The organism is Ferrovibrio sp. (genome assembly GCF_025869515.1).
Classification (GTDB): Bacteria; Pseudomonadota; Alphaproteobacteria; order Ferrovibrionales; family Ferrovibrionaceae; genus Ferrovibrio.
In genome coordinates, this window is sequence record NZ_JAOZVR010000038.1 from 1 (window position 1) to 24,511 (window position 24,511).

Here is a 24,511-nt window from a genome sequence, read left to right on the forward strand (position 1 = left end):
TTGCGCTGGGTCATCTCGTCCATGCTGCCCACGGCGGTATTGATCTGGTCGAGCCCGGTGGCCTGTTCGCGAGAAGCAGCCGCGATCTCGGCCACGATATCCGACACCTTCTTGATCGCGGTGACGATCTCGGTCAGCGAACCGCCGGTCTGGTTGACCAGCGTCGCGCCGGTTTTCACCTGCGCATTGGATTCCGTGATCAGCGCCTTGATGTCCTTGCTGGCATTGGCCGAACGCTGTGCGAGCGCGCGCACTTCCTGGGCGACGACGGCAAAGCCCTTGCCGGCTTCACCGGCGCGGGCCGCTTCCACGCTGGCATTCAATGCCAGCAGGTTGGTCTGGAAAGCGATCTCATCGATCAGCCCGACGATGTCGGCGATCTTCTGCGCGCTGCCCTCGATCTTGGTCACCGCGGTCACCGCATCGGCCACCACGCTGCCGCCCTTCTCGGCGGTATCGCGCGCCGCCACCGCCAGCTGGCTGGCAGCCTGGGCATTGTCGGCATTCTGCTTCACGGTCGCGGTGATCTCGTGCATCGAGGCTGCGGTTTCCTCAATGCTGGCGGCCTGCGATTCCGTGCGACTCGCCAGATCCTGGCTGCCCGAGGAAATCTCGGCCGAGGCCGTACGCACGGTTTCCGCGCTTTCCGCCAGCCGGCCGGCGAAATCGCGCAGGCGCGTCACGGTCTCGCGCGCGGCTTCGGCCAGATCGCCGAAGGCACCCTTGTACTGACCCGAAGCGGTGGTGGTGAGATCGCCATGGCTCAGGCCGCGCAGCACGCGGCCGAGATCGTCGAGCACATTCTGCAGCGTATCGGCCAGGCCGTTCATCTGCTGCGACAGGTCGCGGAACACGCCATCCTTGCCGGCCAGATCGATACGGCGTGAAAAATCGCCGCCGCCGACGGCCATGCAGAACTGGGCGATCTCCTGGCTGATCGCCGCTTCGGTCTCGCGCTGTTCGGCGAGCCGGCTGCGCTCGGCATCGGCGCGATTGCGCTCTTCGGCCTCCAGCCGGGTTTTCTCGTCGGCGTTACGCTGAAAGATGCCCAGTGCCTTGGCCATGTCGCCGATTTCATCGCTGCGGTCGGTAAAGCCGATCGTGGCCGCTTCGCCCTCGGCGATCCGCGTCATCGTGCCGGTCATCCCGCCCAGCGGACTGATCACGCGGCGCAGGAAAAATACCGTGCCGGCAAGCAGGACCAGCACCGCGAGCACCGCGAGGCCGGATTCGACGGCCATATGCTGGGTCCGCTCGACGATCAGGCGATCCGCCACTTTCAGCGCATCGGCAATCGCCGCATCGCGCAGATAGCCGGCGGTGTAGAGCTGCGGGTTCTGTTTGGCGCGAAAATCGGCCATGGTGAAAGGATAAGGTTCGCCCTTGTCGCTGGCCGCACGGATGGCGGCATACATCGGCGGCAGCGTTTCGTAGAAGGCCTTGCGGGTTTCCTCGACCTTCGTCTTCAGTTCAGGCGACGCATCCACTGCGCCCAGCCCCATGCCGATGCGTGCCCAGATCGCATCCACCTTGCCGGCCTGCTCGGAGATCATGATGAGGGTGGCCGGCGGGATCGGCTTGCCGGACGCCACGATATTCACCGTGGCGGTGCCGCGCGTGCTGGCTTCGGCGCGCATATCGGCTGCCAGACGCGCGATCCCCATCGGGGCGGAAACTTCGTCGTCGGCGCGGCTGATCGCGGCGCCAATATTGTTCAGCAGCGGCACAATATCGTTCACCAGCGCGGTCATGGCCGGCACATAGCCATTCATCACATCCGCCGCCCGGTCGGCCCGCGGCCGATTCACGACGGCATCGGCGCGTTTGCGCCAGTCGTCGAGCGTGGCCTTCATGGCCTGGATGCGGCGGATATCGATGGAGGGATGACCAGAGGCCTGCGCGGCGGCCAGGGCGGCGGCAATGGTGTCGTCCATCGTCTTGCGCGGCTTGGCAAGAAAATCGCCATTCGGATCTGTGGTCTTCTCGTCGCGCAGGGCGGCGTTGTAGGCGCCGCGCTCGATGCCGAGCAGTTCAACGATGCGCAGCAATTCGCCCTGGGTGGCGGCCAGGCCGCGTGCGATCACCGCATTCTGGCGATCCTTGTAGGCATCGCTGATAACCCAGCCGGCGAGGCCGAGCACGATCATCCCCATGACGGCCGTGAAAACCAGAAAACTGCCACGAATACGCATTGTCGCTTCCCCATCCCGCGAAAGGCGGTTTTCGAGTTCTCTGGGGACATTAGCGGATGACACCTGTTCATCCTATTAAGGATTTCAGTAGGTTATCAGGAAATAACCCCCTTCCGATTGGCCATGGCAGTCATTAATACACGTATAGATAGAATTATAGAGGATTCCAGTCTAGGCCTATTCCGGGGGCAGATCAGCGTCGCAACCGGAAAAAGCCGACGAGTTCGGCGAGCTGGCGGCCCTGGCCGGCCAGCGACTGCGCCGAGGCGCTGGTTTCCTCCACCAATGCGCCGTTGCGCTGGGTCATCTCGTCCATGCTGCCCACAGCCGTATTGATCTGGTCGAGGCCGGTCGCCTGCTCGCGCGAAGCGGCGGCGATCTCGGCCACGATGTCGGCCACCTTCTTCACGGCGGTGACGATCTCGGTCAGGCTGCTGCCGGTCTGCTGGACCAGGCTGGCGCCGGTTTTCACCTGCGCGTTTGAGTCGGCGATCAGTGCCTTGATCTCCTTGCTGGCATTGGCCGAACGCTGTGCCAGCGCCCGCACTTCCTGCGCCACCACCGCAAAGCCCTTGCCGGCCTCGCCGGCGCGGGCGGCTTCGACCGAAGCATTCAGCGCCAGCAGGTTGGTCTGGAAGGCGATCTCGTCGATCAGGCCGACGATGTCGCTGATCTTGCGGGCGCTCGCCTCGATCTGGGTAACGGCATTGACGGCGTCGCTGACCACGCTGCCGCCCTTCTCGGCGGTGTCGCGCGCCGCGACGGCCAGCTGGCTGGCGGCCTGGGCGTTATCGGCATTCTGCTTCACCGTGGTGGTGATCTCATGCATGGATGCCGCGGTTTCCTCAATCGAGGCTGCCTGCGATTCCGTGCGCTGCGCCAGATCCTGGCTGCCTGAGGAAATCTCGGCCGAGGCGGTGCGCACGGTTTCGGCGCTTTCGGCCAGGCGGCCGGCGAAGTCGCGCAGGCGCGTCACCGTTTCGCGGGCAGCATCGGCCAGAGTGGCAAAGGCACCCTTGTAGCGGCCGGCCGCATCGCGGGTCAGGTCGCCCTGCGCCATCGCCCCCAGCATGTCACCCAGATCCTGCAGGACCCCCTGCATCGTGTCGGCCAGCGCGTTCATCTGGCCGGACAGTTCGGCGAAAACGCCATCCTTGCCGGCCATGTCGATACGGCGCGAGAAATCGCCCTCGCCCACAGCGGCGCAGAACTGCGCGATCTCGCGGCTGATTGCCGCTTCCGTCTCCCGCTGCTCGACCATCCGGGCCTTCTCAGCCTCGGCCCGGCTGCGCTCCTCGGCTTCCAGCTGCGTCTTCTCTTCGGCATTGCGCTGAAAGATGCCCAGCGCCTTGGCCATGTCGCCGATTTCGTCGCTGCGGTCGCGATAACCGATCTCGGCCTGCTGGCCGTCGGCGATGCGCGTCATCGTCGAGGTCATCGAGCCCAGCGGACTGACCACGCGGCGCAGAAAGAAGATGGCACCGCCGACCAGCAGCAGGGCCGCCACCAGGGTGACAACGCCCTGGGTGACCAGGCTCCGCGTACGATCGGCAATGACGCTGTCGGCCACCAGCCGGGCCTCGGCCACGGCCGTATCGCGCAGCGTGCCGGCCACATAGAGCGCAGGATTGTGGCGCGTGCGGAATTCCGGCGCAGTGAAGGGCCACTGGCCACCCTTGTCGCTGCCGGCGCGGATTTCGGCATAAAGGCCGGGCAGAGTGGAGGTGAAATAGCCCTGATTGGTCTTTGCAACAATATCCTTCAGCGCCGGGGAGGCATCGAACATTTGCATCATCATCGCGATGCGGCCCCAGAAAGCGTTCATGCGGCCGGAATAGTCGGCGAAGCGTGCCTCGGTTTCCGGCGTGATCGGCTTGCCGGATACGATCACATTCACCATGACGGTGCCGCGCGCGCCGGCATCGGTGCGCATGTCGGCGGCAAGGCGCGCAATGGTCATCGGCGTGGCAACGTCGCTATCGGCACGCGAGATGGCGGCGTCGATCTTGTTCAGCACCGGCTGCATGCTGTTGATCAGGCTGACGATGGCCGGCGAATACTCGCGCACCACATCGGCAGGGCGCTCGGCGCGGGGCCGGGAGATCGCAGGATCGACGCGTTTGCGCCAGTCCTGCATCGTCTTTTGCACGGCTTCGATCTTGGCCATGTCGATGGCGCGATGGTTGGCTTCGCGGGCCGTCGCAAGCACGGCACCCAGCGCGTCGTCGCTGTTCCGGCGCGCCCTGGTGATGAAATCGGATTGTGGATCGTAGGTTTTGTCATCGAGCAGAGCGCCATTGTCGCTGCCACGCTCGATGGCAACCATCTCCAGGGCTTTCATCAGTCCGCCCTGCACGGCGGCCAGGTTGCGGGCCGCGATCGCACTCTGGCGGTCCTGATAGGCTGTGACGGTCATCGTTCCGGCCAGACCGATGACGATGACGGCAATGACGGCAACGAAAAGCAGGAAACTGTTGCGAATACGCATGACCCGACCCCTTGTTACACCGGCCGGAATCCATTGCCGGCGCGGCGCGCAAAAAAATGCCTGTGCGGCGAAGCCTGGCCTCGCACGCCTGAGCCGCCCCCGAAGGACGGATGTTTTCTCGATGCTGGATCGCGACCGCATGACACGCGGCGGCGTGGATTATAAACCGGCGGCGCCTCAACACGGCGCACCGGCGTTTCCTCGAAATCCGGGCGAACTTTTACTCGCCGGGAATAAAACGACAAGTGCCAAAATGCGGATTTGCGGATTACGTCACACGATATGGCGTTACATTTGCAGCGAATGCATGCGAGCCATGCGCATGATGCAGTTCATGGCCGCCCGGAGTCCGCCAGGAAGCCTGCGTGAAGGCCGGGGCGCCATCTTGCGACGCGCCTCATGAGATTAAAAAAGATGCCGCACAAGAAAACGGGTGCCATCTTGCGATGGCACCCCCCGTACCGCACAAGAAAACGGGTGCCATCTTGCGATGGCACCCGTGGCGATGCCGTCCGGGCGGAGGGGCGGGAGGCCCGGACGGCAAAGAGGCGATGATTATTCGGCCGCGGCTGCCAGGCCGGTGCCGATGGCGGCTTCGCCATCCAGCGTCGCCGCCACCGCATGCACCACGGCGGCGATGCGCACGGCAGCCTGCACCTGTTCGATGCTCAGCCCGCCCTTGCGCAGCTCATGCTCATGGGCGGTGAGGCACATGCCGCAGCCATTCACGGCCGAGACCGCGAGCGACCACAATTCGAAATCGACCTTGTCGACGCCGGGCTTGCCGATCACGTTCATGCGCAGCTTCGCCGGCAGCGTCTTGTACTGATTCTCTGCCGCGCCCTCGCCCATCAGATGAACGAAGCGGTAATAGATATTGTTCATGCCCATGATCGCGGCGGCGGCTTTGGCGGCTTCGAGCGCCTCGGGCGACAGCTTCGGCGCGAATTCGGCGATGATGGCCTGAATCACGCCCGGCTCGCGGGAGGCCAGCGCGGAGGCGATGAAGGTGCCGGCGCGCTGCTGTTCGGTCAGGCCCGGCTCGGCGGCAAGCGAACCCAGATTGAGCTTGAGGTCGCGGGCATAGTCAGGCAGGCGGGTCTTCAGGCTTTCGAGGCTCATGGCGAGAGTCCTTCTTTATCTTGCAGTCAGACTGGGGAGGCTTTCGCCGTGTCCCTGAACCGGGACACGGCGAACCCTTAGGCGAGACTCAGGCGGCCTTGAGGACGTCTTCGCCCTTCTGCCAGTTGCAGGGGCAGAGCTCGTCGGTCTGCAGCGCGTCAAGCACGCGCAGCACTTCGGCGGGGTTACGGCCGACGCTGAGGTCGTTCACCGAGACGAAACGGATGATGCCTTCCGGATCGACGATGAAGGTAGCGCGCAGGCAGACGCCCTCAGCCTTGTCGAGGATGCCGAGCTCCTGGCTCAGCTCGCGCTTGATGTCGGCGAGCATGGCGAAGGGCAGCTCCTTGAGATCGGCATGGTTGTTGCGCCAGGCCAGATGGACGAACTCGCTATCGGTCGAGACGCCGTAGACGACGGTGTCGCGATCGTTGAAGTCGCCGTTGAGCTTGCCGAAGGCGGCGATCTCGGTCGGGCAGACGAAGGTGAAGTCCTTCGGCCAGAAGAACACCACCTTCCACTTGCCCGTGTCGGACTCGCTGGAGATGTCGGTGAAGGCCTTCTTCGGGTCGGTGGATACGACGGCCTTCAGATTGAAGGCGGGAAACTTGTCGCCGATGGTCAGCATGGGTAAACGCTCCTCTGCTTGGTCTTGGTTACGGGCCCTGCCAAGTCGATTTGGCAGGACCGATCTGGGGGCGGCGGGCTGGTCGGTGCTGTCCCGCTCGGACTGATAATTAGACGCTTTCTAATTATCGTTCAAACTCATAATTCCGATAGAACTAATCGGAAGGATCGATTACATAACCTTCATGTTGAATTCTCCCTCGTTGCGGCAGTGGCAGTACCTGATCGCATTGGCGGAAAACCGCCATTTTGGCCATGCGGCCGAGGCCTGTTTCGTCACCCAGTCGACGCTGTCGGCGGGCATCCAGGAGCTGGAAACACAGCTCGATGCCGCTTTGGTCGACCGCACCAAAAGAAAAGTGGTGCTGACCCCGCTCGGCGAGGAGCTGGCCGGGCGGGCGCGCGAACTGCTGGGCCAGGCGGAGGACATGGTGCTGCTGGCGCGGGCGGCCTCCGTCCCCCTCAGCGGGCCGTTGCGGCTGGGCGTGATCCCGACGATTTCGCCCTTCCTGCTGCCGCGCGTGCTGCCGAACCTGCGCCGGCGTTTCCCCGACCTGAAGCTGTTCCTGCGCGAGGATCTGACCGCGCGCCTGATCGAGCAGCTGCAGAATGGCAAGCTCGACCTGCTGCTGATCGCCCTGCCCTATGAAAGCGGCGCGCTGGACAGCATGACGCTGTTCGACGACGACTTCCTGCTGGCCTGCCGCAGCGACCATGCGCTGGCCAGGCGCAACAGCGTCCGCCTCGACGACCTGACCGATGCGCCGCTGCTGCTGCTGGAAGACGGCCATTGCCTGCGCGACCACGCGCTGGCCGCCTGTCGTTTGCCGCCGTCTCCTCGCAGAGACGGCTTTGCCGCCACCTCGCTGCACACACTGGTGCAGATGGTCGACAGCGGACTCGGCGTCACCCTGCTGCCGCGACTGGCGCTGGATGCCGGCATTCTGCGCGGCACCGACGTGATCACGCGACCGCTCAGCGACGGCCAGAAAGACGGCGGGGCGGCGCGCCATATCGGTCTGGCCTGGCGCCGCGGCACGCAGCGCGCCAAGGAATTCACTCTGTTCGGCGAGGCGCTGGTGGCCGCCATGCGGCAATCGGAAACGCGCCTGCCGGATGCCAAACCCGTAGCGAAGAAAGCCTGAGTCGATGTCGAAGACCCTGATCCGCCATGCCACCGTCGAAGATGCAGACACCATCGTGGCCCTGGTGCAGGCGCTGGCGATCTATGAGAACGAGCCGCTGAGCAGCGTGAAGCTGACGGCCGAGGATATCCGCCGCGATGGCTTCGGTGCTTCGATCCGTTTCGAGGCACTGATCGCCGAGCTTGACAATGAAGCGGTCGGCTTCGCGCTCTACTTCCACAACTACTCGACCTGGGAAGGCCGGGCCGGACTGTTCGTGGAAGATCTGTTCGTACTCGAACGGGCCCGCGGCCATGGCCTGGGCCGCCAGCTGATCACCGCACTGGCGGCGATTGCCGATGCGCGCGGCTGCCGCCGGCTCGACCTCAACGTGCTGGACTGGAATCCGACGCGCGAATTTTACCACCGGCTCGGCATTCACCATAAAACCGAATGGCTGCCCTATCGCATGACGCAGCCGGCCCTCGCCCGTTTGGGCGATGCGGCAGACCCGGCCTGGTTTCCCGGACGACCCACGCGACTCTGATCCTCAACGCGACCGCACCGCGCGGACAAAAGCCTTTGTTGTTCCACGCGGGAGTGTGACAAACTGGCCGCAGGGCGGTAGTGCCCGGGGAGAAAACCGACCCGGCCATGGCGAAGCGCAAGTTTGCGGCAGATGCAGTGATTACCCGGCGTTGGCGCGGCGGTCTGCCTCGCGGCTTTGTCGTTCTCATCGTTGCCGTAATACTGCTGCTCGCCGCCACCGGCGGACTGGCGCTGTCGCTGGTGCTGAACCAGCGCAGCAGCGACGAGGATCGCCTGGTTCTGCAGGGTACCGGCCTGAGCCGCACGCTGGCCGATGCGGCGCAACGCCAGATCGATGTCGCCGACCTGCTGCTGCAATTCGCCGCCGCCGAAGCCAGCGACCGCATCAGCCGCGGCCTGACGCCGAGCGACGCCATCCTCTCCCTGCTGTCCGACCGCATCGCGATGATGCCGCAGGTCGACTCCGTGCATGTCTACGATGCCAGGGGACAATTCTGGTTCGCCGTCGGCAACGCGGCCATGCCGCTGGAGATCGGCTGGCACCCCGATTTCATCCGGCATCGCGATGGCGTGGTGCAGCAGATCGCCGCGGCACAGATCGGCGGCGAACCGCGCGTCTGGCTGAGCCGGCGCATCGGCGGTGGCGACAAGCCCTTCGCCGGCATCCTGATCGCCACCCTGAAGATCGACCTGCGCGCCCTGCTCGATCCCGGCTATTTTCCGCTGCCGGTGGCCGCGCTGGCGCTGGTGCATGACGAGGGCCGACTGATCACCGGCTGGCCATCGGAGCGCGCCATGCAGCTGGCCGGACTGATCGATTTCACCGCCGGCAACCAGGGCTACCGGTCGACGGCGGCGGAACCGCTCTACTGGGCGCGGCTGAATGACCTGCCGCTGATGCTGATGCTGCAGCTGGAACAGACGCCCGAAGCGAGCTGGCGTCGCGCCGCCATCGGCTTCGGCCTGCTGTTCGGCGTCGTCACGCTGGGTGCCATTGCCGCGGTCTGGGGAACCTGGCGCCAGCTCAGGCGCCGCATCGCCATCGAGTCCCTGCTGCGCGGCATGATGGACAACCCGCCGCTGGTGATGGCACTGCAGGATCCGCAGGGCCGCTATCTGATGATCAACCAGTATTTCGCGCAACAGTTCAACCGCGAGCAGGATCAGCTGATCGGCCGCACGGCAGCGCAGATCTTTCCGCCCGAACTGGCCGCACGCCTGACCCAGCAGGTGGAGGAAACCGTCCGCGCCGGCAAGCCGATGACCTTCGACATGCGCATCCCCGACCTGAAGAACGCGATGCGCGACTACATGCTAGTGCGGTTCCCGATCTACGACCGCGACGGCACGCTGCTGGCGGTGGGCAGCATCGCCACCGATATCACTGATCGCAAGCGGCTGGAGGCCGCGCTGCGCGAACAGGCGGCAGTGCGCGAGAAGCTGGCGGAGAATTATGCGCGCCAGCGCGAGGTGGCGGAAACCGCCAACCGGGCGAAGAGCGAGTTCCTCGCGCATATGAGCCACGAACTGCGCACGCCGCTCAATGCCATCATCGGCTTTGCCGACATGATCGCCGGCCGGCTGCTGGGACCGCAATCGCCGAAATATTTCGAATATGCCGAGGATATCAGCGGCAGCGCGCATCACCTGCTGGGCGTGATCAACGACATTCTCGATGTTTCGAAGATCGAAAGCGGCCGCTTCGAGCTGGAACTGCAGGTGCATGATCCGCAGGATCTGGTCGATGACAGCCTGCGCCTGATGCGCGGACGGGCGCGCGAAGCCGGGCTGCAACTGGTCAACTGCCTGCCGGTCGACCTGCCGCAAATGCATGTCGATGCGCGCGCGGTGAAGCAGATTCTGATCAACCTGCTGGGCAATGCGGTGAAATTCACACCCAGCGGCGGCAGCGTGACGGTTGAGGCCGCCATCACACCCGAAGGCGGTATCGCCCTGATGGTCGTCGATACCGGCATCGGCATCGCCGAGGACAATCTGGAGCGCGTCTTTGAGCCCTTCTGGCAGGCCGATGCCGGCATCCGGCGCAGCGAAGGCAGCGGGCTCGGCCTCAATATCTGCCGTAAGCTGATCGACCTGCATGGCGGCAGCATCAGTGTCGTATCAATGCCGCAGCAGGGCACGCGGGTCACCGTGATCTTCCCGCCAGCCTGCGTGGCGGTGGCCCAGACCTGACCTGAAACGACAAACGGCGCGTCCTGCGACGCGCCGTCTGGCCTTGAAGAATTCCGGGTCGCTTGCTGCCTGACGGCCGTTACTGCTTGACCACCGGCAGGGTCTCGATTTCGCTGCCGGCATCGGCGGCGCGGCTGAGCGAGGTCGGCGACACGTTCGGCTGTTTCGAGGCGCGGTTGGCGATCTCGTCGGCACGGCGCTGGCGATACACCGTGCGCAGCGTGACGTAATAATCGAGCGAGGTCTTCTCCAGATTGTCGAGTGTCTCGAGCAGCTGCGAACGGGCATCGACACCGCTGAGCGCAGCGCGGGCATAGACCCAGCCTTCGCGATCGGTGTTGTTCAGATACCAGTTCAGCGGATCTGCAACCGTGTCGACGACAAAGCCGCCGAGATCACGCGGATTCGACGGACCGAGGATCGGAATGAAGAGATACGGGCCTTCGCCGGTACCCCAGGTGGCCAGCGTCTGGCCGAAGTCTTCGGTATGCGGGGCGATGCCGAACCACTTGTCGGCAGCATCATAGAAGCCGAGCACACCGACCGTGCTGTTGATGGCAAAGCGCTGCAGCGTGTCGCCGGCGCGATCGGTCTCGCCTTGCAACAGGTCGTTGGCGAGGATGATCGGCGTCCGCAGGTTAACCAGCGCGCTCCGGATACCGGTCTGCAGCGGCTGCGGGATCAGATTCTGATAAACGAAGGCCACCGGCTTGAGCAGGAAGTGATCGATCGCCTGATGGAATTCGAACATCGCCCGGTTCACCGGTTCGAGCGGGTCATTCACGGCTTCGAAGTCGGCGCGGGCCTGAGGATCGGCAGGCGGTGTGGCGCAGCCAGCAAGCAGACCGGTGGTGAGCAGTGCAACTGCCGCGAGGGTCTTCCACTGGGGGATGGACTGACCCAACTCGCGCGGAACAACGGACATGATGCTGGGACCTCGTTAGAATTCTTAGGCTTATCTTATCCGGTATCCGTCTTTCCGGTGCAAGTCCAATCCCCCCGGCTGTGACGGTGGTCGCCCGGGGACGCGTCGGACGAGCAGGCTTTTTCCGGCAGTGATGCAGTTCTGCAACAGCCCTGCCGGGTGCAGGATGGCGGCCGGGGGTCAGTGCCGGGTGCCGTCGGGACCGCCCGCATCCTCCGGCTGGTCCGACTCGCCTTCTTCGTCCGATTCGACAACCGGAATGGCATAGGCGCCCTTGAGCCAGCGGTTCAGGTCGACATCGGCGCAGCGCGTCGAGCAGAAGGGGCTGCGGCCGGGATCGCCGGGTTTGCCGCAGATGGGACAGGTCCTGGCAGCAGTCATGGCAATACCCGCGTGCGCCCTAGCGGCCGAGTCGGTCAACTGAGAATGATTCGCGACGCCGGCCGGCCTCCGGTTTCACATGCACCATGGCGCCGATCTGGCGTTCAAGCTTGGCCCGCAGCTCGGTATCGAACAGGGCCGCGACATCCGGCGCGCAGGCGATTTCCAGCTTGCCGCCGGGGCTGCCATGGGCCTCGCGCCAGGCCCGGCGCAGCAGTTCGGCCAACACTGCCGGCAGCGACGGCAGGCGGCCATCGCCATCGCAGGTCGGGCAGTTCTCGAACAGGCGGGTGGCCAGCGGCTCGCCGGTGCGCTTGCGCGTCATCTCGACCAGGCCGAGCGCCGACATGCCAAGCACCTTGTGCGGCGCCGGGTCGCGTTTCAGCGCCTCGCGCAGTGCATTCACCGTCTGCGCGCGGTAGGCCGCGTTTTCCATATGCAGGAAATCGATCACCACGATGCCGCCGATGCCGCGCAGGCGCAGCTGGCGCGCGATGGCGACCGCGGCTTCGAGATTGATCTTGAGCGCCTGCTCCTCGAAAGCATGGCCACGCGCCGAGGCCCGGCCGGAATCGACATCGATAGCAGTCAGCGCCTCGGTCTCGCCGAACACGATGGCGCCGCCGGACGGCAGTTCGATACGGCGGCCGAGCGCCGCGGCGATATCGCCCTCGATCTCGAACAGTTCAAACAGGCCAGCGGGATCGTCGAAGCGTTCCAGCCGCGACACGTAATTCGGTGCATGTTCGAACAGCCAGGCGCGCGCCTCGGCAAAGCCGGGCGCGGCATTGACGCGGATACGGTCGAGCCGGGCGCCGACATAGTCGCGCAGCGCGCGGCCGACCGGACCCATCTCGCGCCACAGTTCGGCCGGCACATTCGAGCTTTCGGCCGCCTTGCCGCGGCGCTCTTCGATGGCGATCCAGCGCGAGCGCAGGCGTTCGAGATCGGCGAACAATTCTTCCTTCGACACGCCATCGGCATTGGCATTGACGATGCAGCCCATGCGTTTGCGTCGCTCGTCGCCATTGCGGCGTTCGGGATCGCGCTTCGCCGGCTTGGCGCTGCGGCGGTCGCCGGCGCGATGCTGCAGCCGGACATTGACCTCATGCTGCAGCCGCGCGGTGACTTCCAGCGGCGTCTGGTCGGCCAGCGCCATCAGGCTCTGCATCACGGCGGCGAGCCGCATGCGTTCGGCATCCTGTGCGATACGCCTGGTGACGCGCACGGCCGCATCATAGGGACAGAGCGACAGGAACCGGCCGGGCAGCGCGACCTGGCAGGTGAGCTTGACGCCCTTCTCGCCGACCGGATCGCGCACCACCTGCACCAGGATGGTTTCCCCTTCATGCAGGCATTGTTCGATCGGCTTGTCGTCGGCCGACAGCAGATCGTCGCGGCCGAGAAAGCCGTCGCGGCTCAGCCCGATATCGACATAGGCGGCCTGCAGACCCTTTTCGATGCGGCGCACGCGGCCGAGGAAAATCGCGCCGAGCGCGGAATCGCGGTCGGGCCGCTCCAGATCGAGGTGGACCAGACGGTCGTCCTCGACCAGGGCGACACGCGTCTCGGTCAGTCCGACATCGATCAGCAGTTCGTTGGCCATCGAATCAGTTATAGCGGTTTTTATGAAAGAAGCGGATAGCCCGGAAGCGGGTAGCCCAGGCCGCGCAGCAGCCCGGCGGTTTCCGCCAGCGGCAGCCCCACCACATTGGAATACGAGCCGCCGATCCAGGGAATGAAGGCCTCGGCCCGGCCCTGGATGGCATAGCCGCCGGCCTTGCCCAGCCCCTCGCCGCCCGCGGCATAAGCCGCGATCTCGGCCGCTTCCAGCCGGCGGAAGCGCACTTTCGTTTCGACCGCGCGGCTGACGCGCCGGCCGTCGGGATGGATCAGGCAGAGGCCCGTCACCACGGTATGGCGCCGCCCCGACAGCAGGCCGAGGCACTGTGCGACCTCGGCCGGGGTTTCCGCCTTGGGCAGGATACGGCGGCCCAGTCCGACCACGGTATCGGCCGCCAGCACCAGGGCATCGGGGCGCCGGGCCGCCACGGCAGCGGCCTTGGCCTGGCTCAGGCGCAGCGCCAAAAGGCGCGGCAATTCTGATTTTTCAGGGGTTTCGTCGAGATCGGCGGCCAGGATTTCGGCCGGCACGATGCCGATCTGGCCGAGCAGGTCGCGGCGGCGCGGCGAAGCCGACGCCAAAATGAGCGGGGCCAGAATAGGCGGCGTCCGTGCCACGCGTCCGGCCCCGGATCAGGCTTACTTGAAGCGGAAGGTGATGCGGCCCTTGGTCAGGTCGTAGGGGGTCATTTCCACCATGACCTTGTCGCCCGCCAGCACGCGGATGCGGTTCTTGCGCATCTTGCCCGAGGTATGGGCCAGCACTTCGTGGCCGTTATCGAGCTTGACCCGGAACATCGCGTTGGGCAGCAATTCGTCCACCACGCCGGGAAATTCCAGCAATTCTTCCTTCGCCATTCAGCCTCTGTTTTTACGGTAGCTCGGTTTTACGGTAGTCGCGCGCCGGAACGGCACGGCCATCAGGTGCGCCAAAGCGCGGGCGAGAACATGCGCGCGACGGCCCGGAAAATCAAGCAGTGCCAGCAGCATGGTTGCAGTCGACCGGGTCGCGGCCGCCGCGGAGCCGGCCGGTCGACCGTGGCCGACCTTCATTCCGCTTCGTTTTGCTTCGTTTCTATTTAGGCGGGTTTATGATATTTCTTTAATATATCACAAGAGGTTAATCCGTCATTCCACCTGGATGCGGATCGCCGACCAGACCCATTTTGCGTCATCGTGGCTTTTCAGGGCCGGATGCTTGTCGTCGCGCGGATAGACCACCCAGGTGGGGCCGCGGCCGCCGAGGCCGAGATATTTGCCATCGGCCTTGAGCGCCAGCAGCACGTCATATTGCCGAATCTCGGCGAGCGGGATTTCGGCGCCATAGCCGTCGATGGCAAAGACCTTGATGCTCTTGCCCCCCTGCTTTGAATCCAGGGCGCCGACCGCCTTGAGCACGTCGCGCAGCAGCGGACCCTGGAATGTATAGGCTTTCGGCCAGGTGTCGTATCGCACCGTCAGCGTCTTCTGCCCGAGCTGTTCCAGCATGGCGAGATCGAAGCTCGCCGCCCGGTCGAATGTCACGCTGCCGAATTTGAAGAAGGCATCGTCGAAGTCGTTGAGCGCGCCGCGATTGGTATGCGCGATGTCGCCATGCACGGTGAGTACCACCGGGCCTTTCGGCCTGGCCAGATCGGCAGCCCGTGCGTCGATATGGGCGGAAACAGCGAAGCAGACCGCAAACACGACAGCGAACAGCGCGCGCAACATCGTATGCCCTCCTGTTTAAGCAATACTTTCTGGTAGCCGGCCTGCGCCAGGCTGTCCAGCCGGTGCGACGCGATGATCAGCTTTGCTTGAGCGGGAAAACCATCGTGGCCGTGGTGCCGCGGCCCAGGTCGCTGGCGATATTGAGCCGGCCGCCATGCAGCGCCATCAGGCGGTGCGAGATCGCCAGGCCGAGGCCGGAGCCCTGGCGGCGCTGGTTCTTCGGCCCGGCCTGGTAAAAAGCTTCGCCCAGCCGCACCAGATCGGCCGGCGCGATGCCCGGGCCGTCATCGCCGACGCTGATGCGGATGCTGTCGGCATCGGTGGCGCCGGTCACCACGATGCGCCCTTCGGGCCGGGTGAACTTGATCGCATTGGAAATCAGGTTGAGCAGCACCTGGCGGAAGGCGCTGCGGTCGGCATGCAGCACCGGCAGGGCATGCAGGCTGGCATCCATCACCAGCGACAGCTCCTTCTGGCGCGCCTGGGTGAGCAGCAGCGAGATCACCGCATCGGCCTCGTCGACCACCTTCAGCCGGTCGAGCGTCAGTGTCATCTTGCCGGCTTCAATGCGGCTGAGATCGAGGATGGAATTGATCACCTCGAGCAGATGCTGGCCGGCCTGGTGGATCAGTCCGGCATACTCCTTGTAATGGCTGTCGCCGAGCGGGCCATAGGCCTCGCTTTCCAGCATCTCGGCGAAACCGATCACGGCATTGAGCGGCGTGCGCAGCTCGTGGCTCATGAAGGCCAGGAACTCGCCCTTCGAACGCGAGGCCAGCATCGCCTCCTCGCGCGCCGTCTCGGTCTCGGCCAGCGAACGGTGCAGCTCCAGGGCATCGAGCACCAGGCCGGCGAACTCTTTCAGATGGGCGCGCTGGGCGGCATCGAAGCGGCGCGCAACGGAATCGAAGATCGCCAGCGTACCGATGCAATGGCCGTCGCGGCTGATCAGCGGCGCGCCGGCATAGAAGCGCAGGCCATCGGACGCGGTGACCAGCGGATTGTCGGAGAAGCGGGCATCGGCCTGCAGGTCTTCCGCGACACAGAGCTCGTCGCTCAGCACCGCCCAGGAGCAGAATCCAAGCTCGCGCGGCATCTCGCGATCGGCAATGCCGATATGCGCCTTGAACCACAGCCGGTCGGCATCGAGCAGGGTGACGACGGCCCCCTGCGTGCCGAAGACGCGCGCCGCCAGCTGCACCAGCCGATCGAAACGCGGATCGTAGGGTGTGTCGAGAATGGCGAAGCTGCGCAGATCGGCCAGGCGTGCGGCTTCGTCGGGTGGCAGGGGTGCGGGTGGCAAGGAGGTCTCGTTTGAAAGGCGATCTTATTTAGAGGCGGTATTCCGCGACGGCAAGCTTTCTTGCTGACGAGCGCCAGGCGCAAATCCCTGAAGACATTATGGTTAACCGCCGCAATGCGGCGATTAGCCGCCATGGAGGACCGACCGGAAATAGAAATCCGGCCGAAATCCGCACGGCCCGCAGATACGGACCCGGCCAGGTCTGGACCGGTAAAGCGGTTGGCATTTATGACAGACGGCCCATGCGCGCATTACGGGACATCCAGGCTGATGCTGCACCTCGATCATATCACGGTCATCGCGCCCTCTCTGGCCGACGGCGTGGCCCATGTGCAGGCCTGCCTCGACATCGACGTGCCGTTCGGCCGGCGACACCAGGATATGGGAACCCATAATCACCTCCTGCGTCTCGGCGAGAGCGTGTATCTGGAGATCATCGCGGTCGATCCCGACGCGCAGTCCCCGGCGCGCCCGCGCTGGTTCGGCCTCGATGACCGGGCCGCTGTCCGCGCCGCCTGGGAACGCGGCTTGCGCCTGCGCGGCTGGGTGGCGCGAACCGACGCTATCGATTCCGTTCTGTCGGAGCATGCCGGCGTGCTTGGCCGCAAGGTCGCGTTTTCGAGCCACAACGGCGACTTCTTTTTTGCGATCCCGCAGGACGGTTCGCTGCCGCTCGACGGTGCCGCGCCATCCGTGATCGACCGGCAGGGGAAGCCGCCCTCGGTGGCAGCCATGGCCGATCCGGGCGCCAGGCTGCGCGCCGTGATCATCGAACATCCCGAGCCGGATCGCATTGCAGCGCTTTACGGCAGGCTCGGCATCGCCGACCCGCCGGAGATCAGGCAGGGCGATGGTCTGCGCTACCGGGCCCTGATCCAGACGCCCGGCGGTCTGCGCGAACTGACCTAGGTCAGCGCCGGCGCCGCCATTAACGTCGACGAAGAATGGCCTCGCCATCGACGGTGACGCTGATGGTCTGCTCGCCGGCTGCCGCCACCGGCGGCGCGAAGTCCTGACGCGGCGCGGCCGCCATCGCCTTCATCATCACCGGACGCACCGCCATGCCGCCATTGAGGCCGACGCGGGCCCAGCCTTCGAAGCGCATGCCGAGCGCGGTGGCCGCTTTCTCTGCCCGCGCGGCCAGACGCTGCAGCGCCTCGGCGAACATGTCGTCCTGCTGGCTGCGCTGCTGCTCGCGCGACAGCGTGTAGCCGAGCTCCTGCAGCGCCAGGCCTTCGGCCTGCAGCGCGCCGGCCGCCTCCAGCACCTTGGCATCGTCCTTTGCGGTCAGGATCAGGCTCTGCTGCGCGCGCCACAGCGGCAGCGGCGGCTTGGCGCCGGCCGGCAGCGACTGCGGCCGCTGCGGACTTTCCTGATAGGTGCTGTAGCTGCCGGTTTCGACCTCGAGGCCGAGGGCCCTGGCGCGGGTGAGCGCGCGGGCCATCGCCGCATTGACGCTGGCCTGCGCGGTGGCCGCCGATTCCGAGGTGGCCTGCGCCAGCAGGCGGGCGCGGATGGTATCGGGCGTCACCTCGCGCTCGGCGCTTTCCGACAGGGTCAGCAGAGTGGCGTCGTCGGGCAGCGTGCGCTGCACCGTCTGCGCCCCGGCATTGTCGCAGGCCGCGACGGCGAGCAGCAGAAGGGCAAGGGCTGGAACAGCGAGGCGGCGGGACATGGCGGACTCCGGAGGATGGTTGCCGCAGTCTTGCCGGCAAACCATGGCGGATTTGCGGCATCGCTGTCCCGCCCGCCGGCGTTCAGCCCCGTCTCAATTCCGGGCCGGGGTTCAGGCCGGAGCCAGCAGTGGCATCATGCGGTCCTTGGCATGGAAATACTTGCGCGCATAGGCAACGATCTGGCCATCGGTGGGATGATCCACCGTCTCGCAGCCGACGATCCTGTGTTCCAGCGCGGGATTGGCCTTGCCGGCATAGCGGAAAAATTCCAGCTTGGCGGCGCCGGGACCGAGCAGCAGCACTTCCCCGGCATCCGTCAGCGTATGGGCAATCTCGGCAAAGAAGGCCGCATCGGCCGGATCGCGGCCCGAGCCGATAGCGCCGGCCTTGTGATGCAGATGATGCTTGTGGCCGTGCAGCACGGTCTTTTCCGCCGAATCGCGGTCGAAATGGAAAACCCGCGCCTGGGCATGATCGAGCCAGACCACGGCATGGAAATGCGACATGTCTTTATCTCCGTTGTATCCGGATAAAGACTAGGCGTTTTGCGCCCGGCCGCCTTGACGCAGGTCAATCCGCCGGTTTCAGCGTTTCACAAACCGTTCGCGGATTTTCTTGTTGAGGAAGTCGCGCACCTCGCGATACGCGGCCAGCCGCTGTTCGCGGGTGCCCTCCACGATGGTGGGATCGAAGGTGTTCCAGAATTCGACGTCGCAGGCCATGGTGCGGGTCATGTCGACGGCGGTGTGCTGCGCCTCGGGCGACAGCGAGATGATCAGGTCGAAGGAGCTGTCTTCCAGGTCGTCGAAATTCTTCGAGCGATGCTTGCTGATATCCAGGCCGATCTCGTCCATCACCTCGACGGCGAGCGGGTCGACCTTCTCCTTGCGCACGCCGGCCGAGTCGACGAAGACCTGCTTGGGGTACAGCGCCTTGAGGATACCCTCGGCCATCGGGGACCGGACGCTGTTCATGGTGCAACAGAACAGCACGCTGCCGGGAAGCCGATCATCCATGGCTTACCGGATATGCAGGACGCAGATGAGGGTGAAGAGGCGGCGGGCGGTGTCGAAATCGCAGTCGATCTTGCCCTTGAGCCTTTCGCGCAGCAGTTCGGAGCCTTCGTTATGCACGCCGCGCCGGGCCATATCGATGGTTTCGATCTGCGACGGCGACGAGCGTTTGATCGCCTGGTAATAGCTGTCGCAGATTTCGAAATAGTCCTTCACGATCCTGCGGAAGGGCGACAGCGCCAGGATGATCTTGCCGAGCGGCGCGGCGCCCTCGTCGCGGATATCGAAAACCAGCCGGTTGTCGGCGATGCCGAGATTCAGCTGAAACGGCCCCTGTTCGTCATGGGCACCGACCGGCGAGAAGACGTTCTGCTCGATCAGGTCGAAGATCGCGACCTTGAGCTCATGGTCGATATCGGCGGAGCGCCGCACCACGCTGCGCTCATCGAGGTCGACCCCGATGAGACGGTGGCTGGTTGGCGGCGCCTTCTCGGTCATGCCCTGCCTTTGGTGGAAGAACTGCCTTTGGGAAGCCGGATGCTGACCGAGAGCGCATGCCCCTGCAATCCCTCGGCATTGGCCAGCGTGACCGCGGCCGGACCGATCTTTTCGAGCGAGGCCTGGTCGCATTGCACGAGCGTGGTGCGCTTCATGAAATCGAGCAGGTTGAGGCCCGAGGCGAAGCGCGCCGCGCCGGCGGTAGGCAGCACATGGTTCGGCCCGGCGACATAATCGCCGATCGCTTCCGGCGTGTGGCGGCCGAGGAAAATGGCGCCGGCATGCCGCACCTTGTCGGCGAGCGCCTGCGGATCGTCGATGGCCAGTTCCAGATGTTCAGGTGCGATGGCATCGACCAGCGGTGCGGCATCGGACAGCCGCTGCACCGTGATCAGCGCGCCGAATTTCTCCCAGCTCGCCGTGGCGATGTCCCGGCGCGGCATGGTGGAGAGCTGCTGGCGCACGGCGGCACCGACCTGTTCGGCAAAGGCGGCATCGTCGGTGATCAGCACCGACTGCGCCACTTCGTCATGTTCGGCCTGCGACAGCAGGTCGGCGGCGATCCAGGCCGGATCATTTTTATTGTCGGCGACGACAAGGATTTCCGACGGGCCGGCCGGATTGTCGATGCCGACCTGGCCGAAGACCAGACGCTTGGCCGTGACCACGAAGCTGTTGCCCGGGCCGGTGATCTTGTCGACGGCCCTGATGCTCTCGGTGCCGTAGGCGAGCGCCGCCACCGCCTGGGCGCCGCCGGTGCGATAGACCTCGGTGACGCCGGCCAGTTTCAGCGCCGCCATCACCAGCGGATTGAGTTCGCCGCCCGGCGTGGGCAGGGTGACGACGACGCGACGCACGCCGGCCACCACGGCCGGAACGGCATTCATCAGCACCGAGGAGGGATAGGCCGCCTTGCCGCCCGGCACATAGAGACCGACGGCATCCAGCGGCGTCCAGCGATGACCGAGCTTCACGCCCTGCGCATCGGTGTAGAAATCGTCGGCCGGTGTCTGGCGTGCATGGAACAGCCGGATCCGCTCGGCGGCGGTCTGCAATGCCTCAAGCGTGGCCGCATCGACCAGCGTGGCGGCGGTATCGATCTCGGCCTGGGAAATGCGCAGCCCCAGCCTGGCCGAATCGACACGGTCGTATTTCTGGTTCAGCTCATGCAGGGCCGCATCGCCGCGCCTGCGCACATCGGCGATGATCTGCGCCACCGTGGCACTGACATCGGCCTCGGCATCGCGCTTGGCCTTCACCATCGCCTCGAAGCGGGCAGTGAAATCCCTGTCGCTGGCATTCAACGAAACGGGCATCAGACGGCAACTTTCTTCGACTTTGCCGCCGCCGCGGCGTCCACGGCGGCGGTGAACTTCTCCAGCCAGCCGCCGACCTGGATCGGCCGCGTCTTCAGCGTGGCACGGTTGACCACCAGGCGCGAGGTGACCTGGGCGATGACTTCCACTTCGACCAGGCCATTGGCCTTGAGCGTCGCGCCGGTCGAGACCAGGTCGACGATGCGGCGGCACAGGCCCAGCGTCGGCGCCAGTTCCATGGCGCCGTTCAGCTTGATGCATTCAGCCTGCACGCCGCGATCGGCGAAATACTTCTGCGTCACATGCGGGTATTTGGTGGCGACGCGCACATGGCTCCAGCGTTTCGGATCGTCAGACGCCGACAGCGCGGCCGGTTCGGCCACCGACAGCCGACAATGGCCGATATCGAGATCGAGCGGCGCATAGATCTCCGGATAGTCGAATTCCATCAGGACGTCGTTGCCGGCGACGCCGAGCTGGGCGGCGCCGAAGGCGACGAAGGTGGCGACATCGAAGCTGCGCACACGGATCAGCTCGATATCCGGCTGGCTGGTGGCGAAACGCAATTTCCGACTGTTGTCGTCGGAGAATTCCGCTTCGGGCTCGATACCGGCAGCCAGCAGCAGCGGCATCACTTCCTTGAGGATGCGGCCCTTGGGCAGCGCCATGACCAGTTTGTTGTCGATACTCATGACACTTCCTTATGCCTGGGCGCGCGACGCACCGGATAGGGTTGCCCCAGATCCTGCATCTGTGCGTCCACGCATTCCACTTCAAGCCGCACGGCACCGCCGCCGGCGAACACCAATGTCAGCACCGCGGCCGGCACTTCATCGCCGGGTTCGGCAATGATCGAGAGCAGCTCGAGCGGTGCCGCCGCATTATTGCGATCGATACCGCTGGACTGCACCTTCAGCACGCCGTCGAAATGCAGCCCGGCCGGCACGCGCACATGCGGCACGGCCCGGATCAGCTTGCCACGCGCATCGACGCGCGTTTCGTCTTCCCAGCGGAAGCGGTTCAGCACCAGGGCAAAGCGCCGCTGCTTCGGCTGCCAGGCCATGTCTGCGGCGCGCAGGGTGGCATCCTGCAGACAGGCCGCCAGCACGGTCACGTCTTCCGCATCCTCGGCGCGCAAACGCAGAGGCGGAAAACGCAGCGTCTTGCGGCGGTCCTCGGCCATCTCAGGTCTTCAGTCTTTCGATCACGGCGCCGCAAGCGGCCAGCTTCTCTTCCAGCCGCTCGTAGCCGCGATCCAGGTGATAGACGCGGTTGACGATGGTTTCGCCTTCGGCCGCGAGGCCCGCCAGCACCAGCGACACGGAGGCGCGCAGATCGGTGGCCATCACCGGCGCGCCGGTCAGTTTCGGCACGCCGCGCACCAGCGCCGACGAACCATGCACCACGATATTGGCGCCCATGCGGGTGAGCTCGGGCACGTGCATGAAGCGGTTTTCGAAGATCGTCTCGGTGATCATCGAGGCGCCCTCGGACACCGTCATCAGCGACATCATCTGCGCCTGCATGTCGGTGGGGAAACCCGGATAGGGCTGGGTGAGGAAATCGACGCCCTTCAGACGCGCGCCGTTGCGCGCGATCGAGATGCCGCGCGGCGTCTGCTCGATGACGCAGCCGGCCTCGGTCAGCTTGTCGGCCACCGCCTCGATCAGATCGAGCCGCGCGCCGGTCAGTTCCACCTTGCCGCCACAGATCGCAACGGCGGCAAGGTAGGTGCCGATCTCGATACGGTCGGGCACGATCTTGTGGAGGCCGCCATGCAGGCTGGACTTGCCGTGGATGGTGAGATGCTCGCTGCCGATGCCGTCGATCATCGCGCCCATCGCCACCAGGCAATGCGCCAGATCGGCGATTTCGGGCTCGCGGGCGGCATTCTCCAATACGGTGGTGCCCTCGGCGAGCGCAGCCGCCATCAGCAGGTTCTCGGTGGCACCGACCGAAACCTGCGGGAAGCGGATCACCGCGCCCTTCAGGCCCTTCTTCGCCTGGGCCTTGATATAGCCGTTCTCGACCGTGATCTCGGCGCCGAGCGCCTTCATGCCCATGATATGCAGATCGACCGGCCGCGTGCCGATGGCACAGCCGCCCGGCAGCGAGACTTCCGCCTCGCCGAAGCGGGCGAGCAGGGGCCCGAGCACCAGCACGGAGGCGCGCATCTTGCGCACGATGTCGTAGGGCGCCAGCGTCGAGGTGATCTTGCCGGCATTGAGGTGGATGGTGCGGCCCTCCGGCGTACCGTTGCCGCCATCCATCGACACGTCGACGCCGTGCTGCTGCAGCAGATGCGCCATGGTGGCGATATCGGCCAGATGCGGCACGTTGGACAGGGTCAGGGTCTCATCGCTCAGCAGGCTGGCCGCCATCAGCGGCAGGGCCGCGTTCTTGGCGCCGCCGATGCCGATGCTGCCGTCCAGCGGCTTGCCGCCGCGCAACCGAATTCTATCCATAACGCATTGATTCCAAAAGACTACCGGCCAAAACCGCCGGCCAGGATGAGATAGGGTCCCGTTTGTCTAGCGCAACGGGGGCCGAATCGCCAGTGCGGGAGATGCGCCCTGCCGGGCGGCGGGCGTGTAAGAGCCATCACATTGCGGCGGAAATGCGATTGCCGGCGATTGCGGCAGCGGCCAGCCTGCCGCGCATGATCGCGATCCTGTCCTATGCCGCCGGCATCCTGAGCCACACGCCGCTCTGGGTCTGGGCCCTGCTCGCCCTGCTCGCCTGGCTCGGCAGCCTGGGGCTGAGGCAGCGACGTATGACGCTGCGGCGCATCGCCATCGTGCCGGCCATCTTCATCCTCTGGGGCCTGGCCGGCCTGGTGGCGCGGCCCTTCGATCCCGACACCATCGCCGCGCTGTGGCTGGGCGGACTGGCCGGCGGCCTGCTGCTGGGCCTGGCGACGGGACCGCGGATTCTGAGCGCCGACAGGCTGCGCGGTCGCGTCGAGCTGCCGGCCAGCTGGTGGCCGCTGTTGCGCAACCTCATCATCTTTTTCGCGCATTACGCCCTGACCGTGACCGCCATCCTGACGGCGCACAGGGTAGTGCTGATCCAGGCCGACATCGTCGTCTCGGGCGGCAGCGCCGGCTATTTCATCGGCTGGGGTCTTGCGCTCTGGCGCCGCTACCGCTCGGTGGCGGATACGGCTACAGCTTCGGCAGGGTGACGCCGCGCTGGCCCATATATTTGCCGGCGCGGTCGGCATAGCTGACCTCGCAGGGCTGGTCGCCCTTGAGGAAGAGGAACTGGCAGGCGCCTTCGTTGGCGTAGATCTTGGCCGGCAGCGGCGTGGTGTTGGAGAATTCCAGCGTCACATGGCCTTCCCATTCAGGCTCCAGTGGCGTGACATTCACGATGATGCCGCAGCGCGCATAGGTGCTCTTGCCCAGGCAGATCACCAGCACGTCGCGCGGGATGCGAAAATATTCCACCGTGCGCGCGAGCGCGAAGGAATTCGGCGGGATGACACAGACATCGACGCTGCGATCGACAAAACTCTGGTCGGAGAAATTCTTGGGATCGACCACGGCGCTGTCGACATTGGTGAAGATCTTGAACTCGCGGGCGACGCGGGCGTCGTAGCCATAGGAGGACAGGCCGTAGGAAATCGTGCCCTCGCGCTTCTGCGCCTCGACGAAGGGCTCGATCATGCCCTTCGTCTTCGCCATTTCGCGAATCCAGATATCGGACATGACTGACATACGGCGGCCCTTTCGACAGCGGAGAACGGCGTTCCGGGCTTAACGCGGGCGA

At 65.3% G+C, this 24,511-nt stretch carries 25 protein-coding genes; 5 read left to right on the forward strand and 20 right to left on the reverse strand.

Annotated features, from left to right (window positions below; genetic code table 11):
• The 4 genes from OJJ21_RS05090 to OJJ21_RS05105 form a co-directional block, all read right to left on the reverse strand.
• Nucleotides 1-2,192 (reverse strand): methyl-accepting chemotaxis protein (locus tag OJJ21_RS05090; RefSeq protein ID WP_297683794.1); only part of this gene is annotated, 2,192 nt, incomplete at its 3' end.
• Between the two features lie 193 nt (nucleotides 2,193-2,385).
• Nucleotides 2,386-4,680, reverse strand: a complete 2,295-nt coding sequence (locus tag OJJ21_RS05095; RefSeq protein WP_297683796.1) for a methyl-accepting chemotaxis protein — start codon at nucleotides 4,678-4,680, stop codon at nucleotides 2,386-2,388.
• A gap of 555 nt (nucleotides 4,681-5,235) precedes the next feature.
• The gene (locus OJJ21_RS05100; protein WP_297683798.1) at nucleotides 5,236-5,802 is read right to left on the reverse strand and encodes a carboxymuconolactone decarboxylase family protein; all 567 of its coding nucleotides are present in this window, start codon (nucleotides 5,800-5,802) and stop codon (nucleotides 5,236-5,238) included.
• An 88-nt stretch (nucleotides 5,803-5,890) separates the two neighbouring features.
• Nucleotides 5,891-6,430 carry a peroxiredoxin gene (locus tag OJJ21_RS05105; RefSeq protein WP_297683800.1) on the reverse strand — a complete coding sequence of 180 codons (540 nt, stop codon included), beginning with the start codon at nucleotides 6,428-6,430 and terminating at the stop codon, nucleotides 5,891-5,893.
• A 184-nt stretch (nucleotides 6,431-6,614) separates the two neighbouring features.
• Here OJJ21_RS05105 and OJJ21_RS05110 point away from each other — a divergent pair, with 184 nt between their 5' ends.
• From OJJ21_RS05110 to OJJ21_RS05120, 3 genes are all read left to right on the forward strand, one after another.
• Entirely contained in the window at nucleotides 6,615-7,574 is a 960-nt protein-coding gene (locus OJJ21_RS05110; RefSeq protein ID WP_297683802.1) for a hydrogen peroxide-inducible genes activator, read from the forward strand.
• Between the two features lie 4 nt (nucleotides 7,575-7,578).
• Nucleotides 7,579-8,100: a GNAT family N-acetyltransferase gene (locus OJJ21_RS05115; protein WP_297683804.1), complete on the forward strand. Its 522-nt coding sequence runs from the start codon at nucleotides 7,579-7,581 to the stop codon at nucleotides 8,098-8,100.
• Nucleotides 8,101-8,207: 107 nt separating this feature from the next.
• Complete coding sequence (locus OJJ21_RS05120; protein WP_297683806.1) at nucleotides 8,208-10,295, forward strand: ATP-binding protein; 2,088 nt, start codon at nucleotides 8,208-8,210, stop codon at nucleotides 10,293-10,295.
• Between the two features lie 79 nt (nucleotides 10,296-10,374).
• Here the strand turns inward: OJJ21_RS05120 and OJJ21_RS05125 are convergent, their stop codons facing one another.
• The 7 genes from OJJ21_RS05125 to OJJ21_RS05155 all read right to left on the reverse strand — a co-directional run bounded on the left by OJJ21_RS05125 (nucleotide 10,375) and on the right by OJJ21_RS05155 (nucleotide 16,237).
• The gene (locus OJJ21_RS05125) at nucleotides 10,375-11,220 is read right to left on the reverse strand and encodes a VacJ family lipoprotein (protein WP_297683808.1); all 846 of its coding nucleotides are present in this window, start codon (nucleotides 11,218-11,220) and stop codon (nucleotides 10,375-10,377) included.
• A 180-nt stretch (nucleotides 11,221-11,400) separates the two neighbouring features.
• Nucleotides 11,401-11,601 (reverse strand): DNA gyrase inhibitor YacG, encoded by a 201-nt coding sequence (gene yacG / locus OJJ21_RS05130; protein ID WP_297683810.1) that lies wholly within the window; start codon nucleotides 11,599-11,601, stop codon nucleotides 11,401-11,403.
• 19 nt (nucleotides 11,602-11,620) lie between these two features.
• Complete coding sequence (locus tag OJJ21_RS05135; protein ID WP_297683812.1) at nucleotides 11,621-13,207, reverse strand: ribonuclease E/G; 1,587 nt, start codon at nucleotides 13,205-13,207, stop codon at nucleotides 11,621-11,623.
• Nucleotides 13,208-13,227: 20 nt separating this feature from the next.
• Nucleotides 13,228-13,842, reverse strand: coding sequence for a nucleoside triphosphate pyrophosphatase (locus OJJ21_RS05140; protein WP_297683814.1), 615 nt, complete (start codon nucleotides 13,840-13,842; stop codon nucleotides 13,228-13,230).
• 21 nt (nucleotides 13,843-13,863) lie between these two features.
• Nucleotides 13,864-14,082: a translation initiation factor IF-1 gene (gene infA / locus OJJ21_RS05145; protein ID WP_144067704.1), complete on the reverse strand. Its 219-nt coding sequence runs from the start codon at nucleotides 14,080-14,082 to the stop codon at nucleotides 13,864-13,866.
• A gap of 270 nt (nucleotides 14,083-14,352) precedes the next feature.
• Nucleotides 14,353-14,934 carry a molybdopterin-dependent oxidoreductase gene (locus OJJ21_RS05150; protein ID WP_297683817.1) on the reverse strand — a complete coding sequence of 194 codons (582 nt, stop codon included), beginning with the start codon at nucleotides 14,932-14,934 and terminating at the stop codon, nucleotides 14,353-14,355.
• Nucleotides 14,935-15,010: 76 nt separating this feature from the next.
• Nucleotides 15,011-16,237 (reverse strand): GAF domain-containing sensor histidine kinase, encoded by a 1,227-nt coding sequence (locus OJJ21_RS05155; protein WP_297683819.1) that lies wholly within the window; start codon nucleotides 16,235-16,237, stop codon nucleotides 15,011-15,013.
• Nucleotides 16,238-16,507: 270 nt separating this feature from the next.
• On the opposite strand from OJJ21_RS05155, the gene OJJ21_RS05160 reads away from it, so the two are divergent.
• Nucleotides 16,508-17,146: a VOC family protein gene (locus OJJ21_RS05160; protein WP_297683821.1), complete on the forward strand. Its 639-nt coding sequence runs from the start codon at nucleotides 16,508-16,510 to the stop codon at nucleotides 17,144-17,146.
• Between the two features lie 19 nt (nucleotides 17,147-17,165).
• On the opposite strand, the gene OJJ21_RS05165 is transcribed toward OJJ21_RS05160, so the two are convergent.
• The 8 genes from OJJ21_RS05165 to murA all read right to left on the reverse strand — a co-directional run bounded on the left by OJJ21_RS05165 (nucleotide 17,166) and on the right by murA (nucleotide 23,205).
• On the reverse strand, nucleotides 17,166-17,912 hold the full coding sequence (locus tag OJJ21_RS05165; RefSeq protein ID WP_297683823.1) for an SIMPL domain-containing protein: 747 nt from the start codon (nucleotides 17,910-17,912) through the stop codon (nucleotides 17,166-17,168).
• A gap of 111 nt (nucleotides 17,913-18,023) precedes the next feature.
• A complete protein-coding gene (locus OJJ21_RS05170) occupies nucleotides 18,024-18,419 on the reverse strand; it encodes a hypothetical protein (protein ID WP_297683825.1) in 396 nt (131 codons plus the stop codon).
• A gap of 78 nt (nucleotides 18,420-18,497) precedes the next feature.
• The gene (locus tag OJJ21_RS05175; protein WP_297683827.1) at nucleotides 18,498-18,929 is read right to left on the reverse strand and encodes an arsenate reductase ArsC; all 432 of its coding nucleotides are present in this window, start codon (nucleotides 18,927-18,929) and stop codon (nucleotides 18,498-18,500) included.
• A 3-nt stretch (nucleotides 18,930-18,932) separates the two neighbouring features.
• A complete protein-coding gene (locus OJJ21_RS05180) occupies nucleotides 18,933-19,424 on the reverse strand; it encodes a UPF0262 family protein (RefSeq protein WP_297683829.1) in 492 nt (163 codons plus the stop codon).
• Nucleotides 19,421-20,740 (reverse strand): histidinol dehydrogenase, encoded by a 1,320-nt coding sequence (gene hisD / locus OJJ21_RS05185; protein WP_297683831.1) that lies wholly within the window; start codon nucleotides 20,738-20,740, stop codon nucleotides 19,421-19,423. Before hisD ends, OJJ21_RS05180 begins: the two co-directional genes overlap by 4 nt.
• Nucleotides 20,740-21,432 carry an ATP phosphoribosyltransferase gene (gene hisG / locus OJJ21_RS05190; protein WP_297683833.1) on the reverse strand — a complete coding sequence of 231 codons (693 nt, stop codon included), beginning with the start codon at nucleotides 21,430-21,432 and terminating at the stop codon, nucleotides 20,740-20,742. The genes hisD and hisG overlap by 1 nt, the downstream gene beginning before the upstream one ends.
• Nucleotides 21,429-21,923, reverse strand: a complete 495-nt coding sequence (locus OJJ21_RS05195; RefSeq protein WP_297683835.1) for a DUF2948 family protein — start codon at nucleotides 21,921-21,923, stop codon at nucleotides 21,429-21,431. The genes hisG and OJJ21_RS05195 overlap by 4 nt, the downstream gene beginning before the upstream one ends.
• Nucleotide 21,924: 1 nt before the next feature.
• On the reverse strand, nucleotides 21,925-23,205 hold the full coding sequence (murA, locus tag OJJ21_RS05200; RefSeq protein WP_297683837.1) for a UDP-N-acetylglucosamine 1-carboxyvinyltransferase: 1,281 nt from the start codon (nucleotides 23,203-23,205) through the stop codon (nucleotides 21,925-21,927).
• A 158-nt stretch (nucleotides 23,206-23,363) separates the two neighbouring features.
• Between murA and OJJ21_RS05205 the strand changes: the two genes are divergently transcribed.
• Nucleotides 23,364-23,924, forward strand: coding sequence for a DUF6622 family protein (locus OJJ21_RS05205; protein WP_297683839.1), 561 nt, complete (start codon nucleotides 23,364-23,366; stop codon nucleotides 23,922-23,924).
• Here the strand turns inward: OJJ21_RS05205 and dcd are convergent.
• Nucleotides 23,905-24,459 (reverse strand): dCTP deaminase, encoded by a 555-nt coding sequence (dcd, locus tag OJJ21_RS05210; protein WP_297683841.1) that lies wholly within the window; start codon nucleotides 24,457-24,459, stop codon nucleotides 23,905-23,907. The genes OJJ21_RS05205 and dcd overlap by 20 nt on opposite strands.
• Nucleotides 24,460-24,511: the final 52 nt, after the last annotated feature.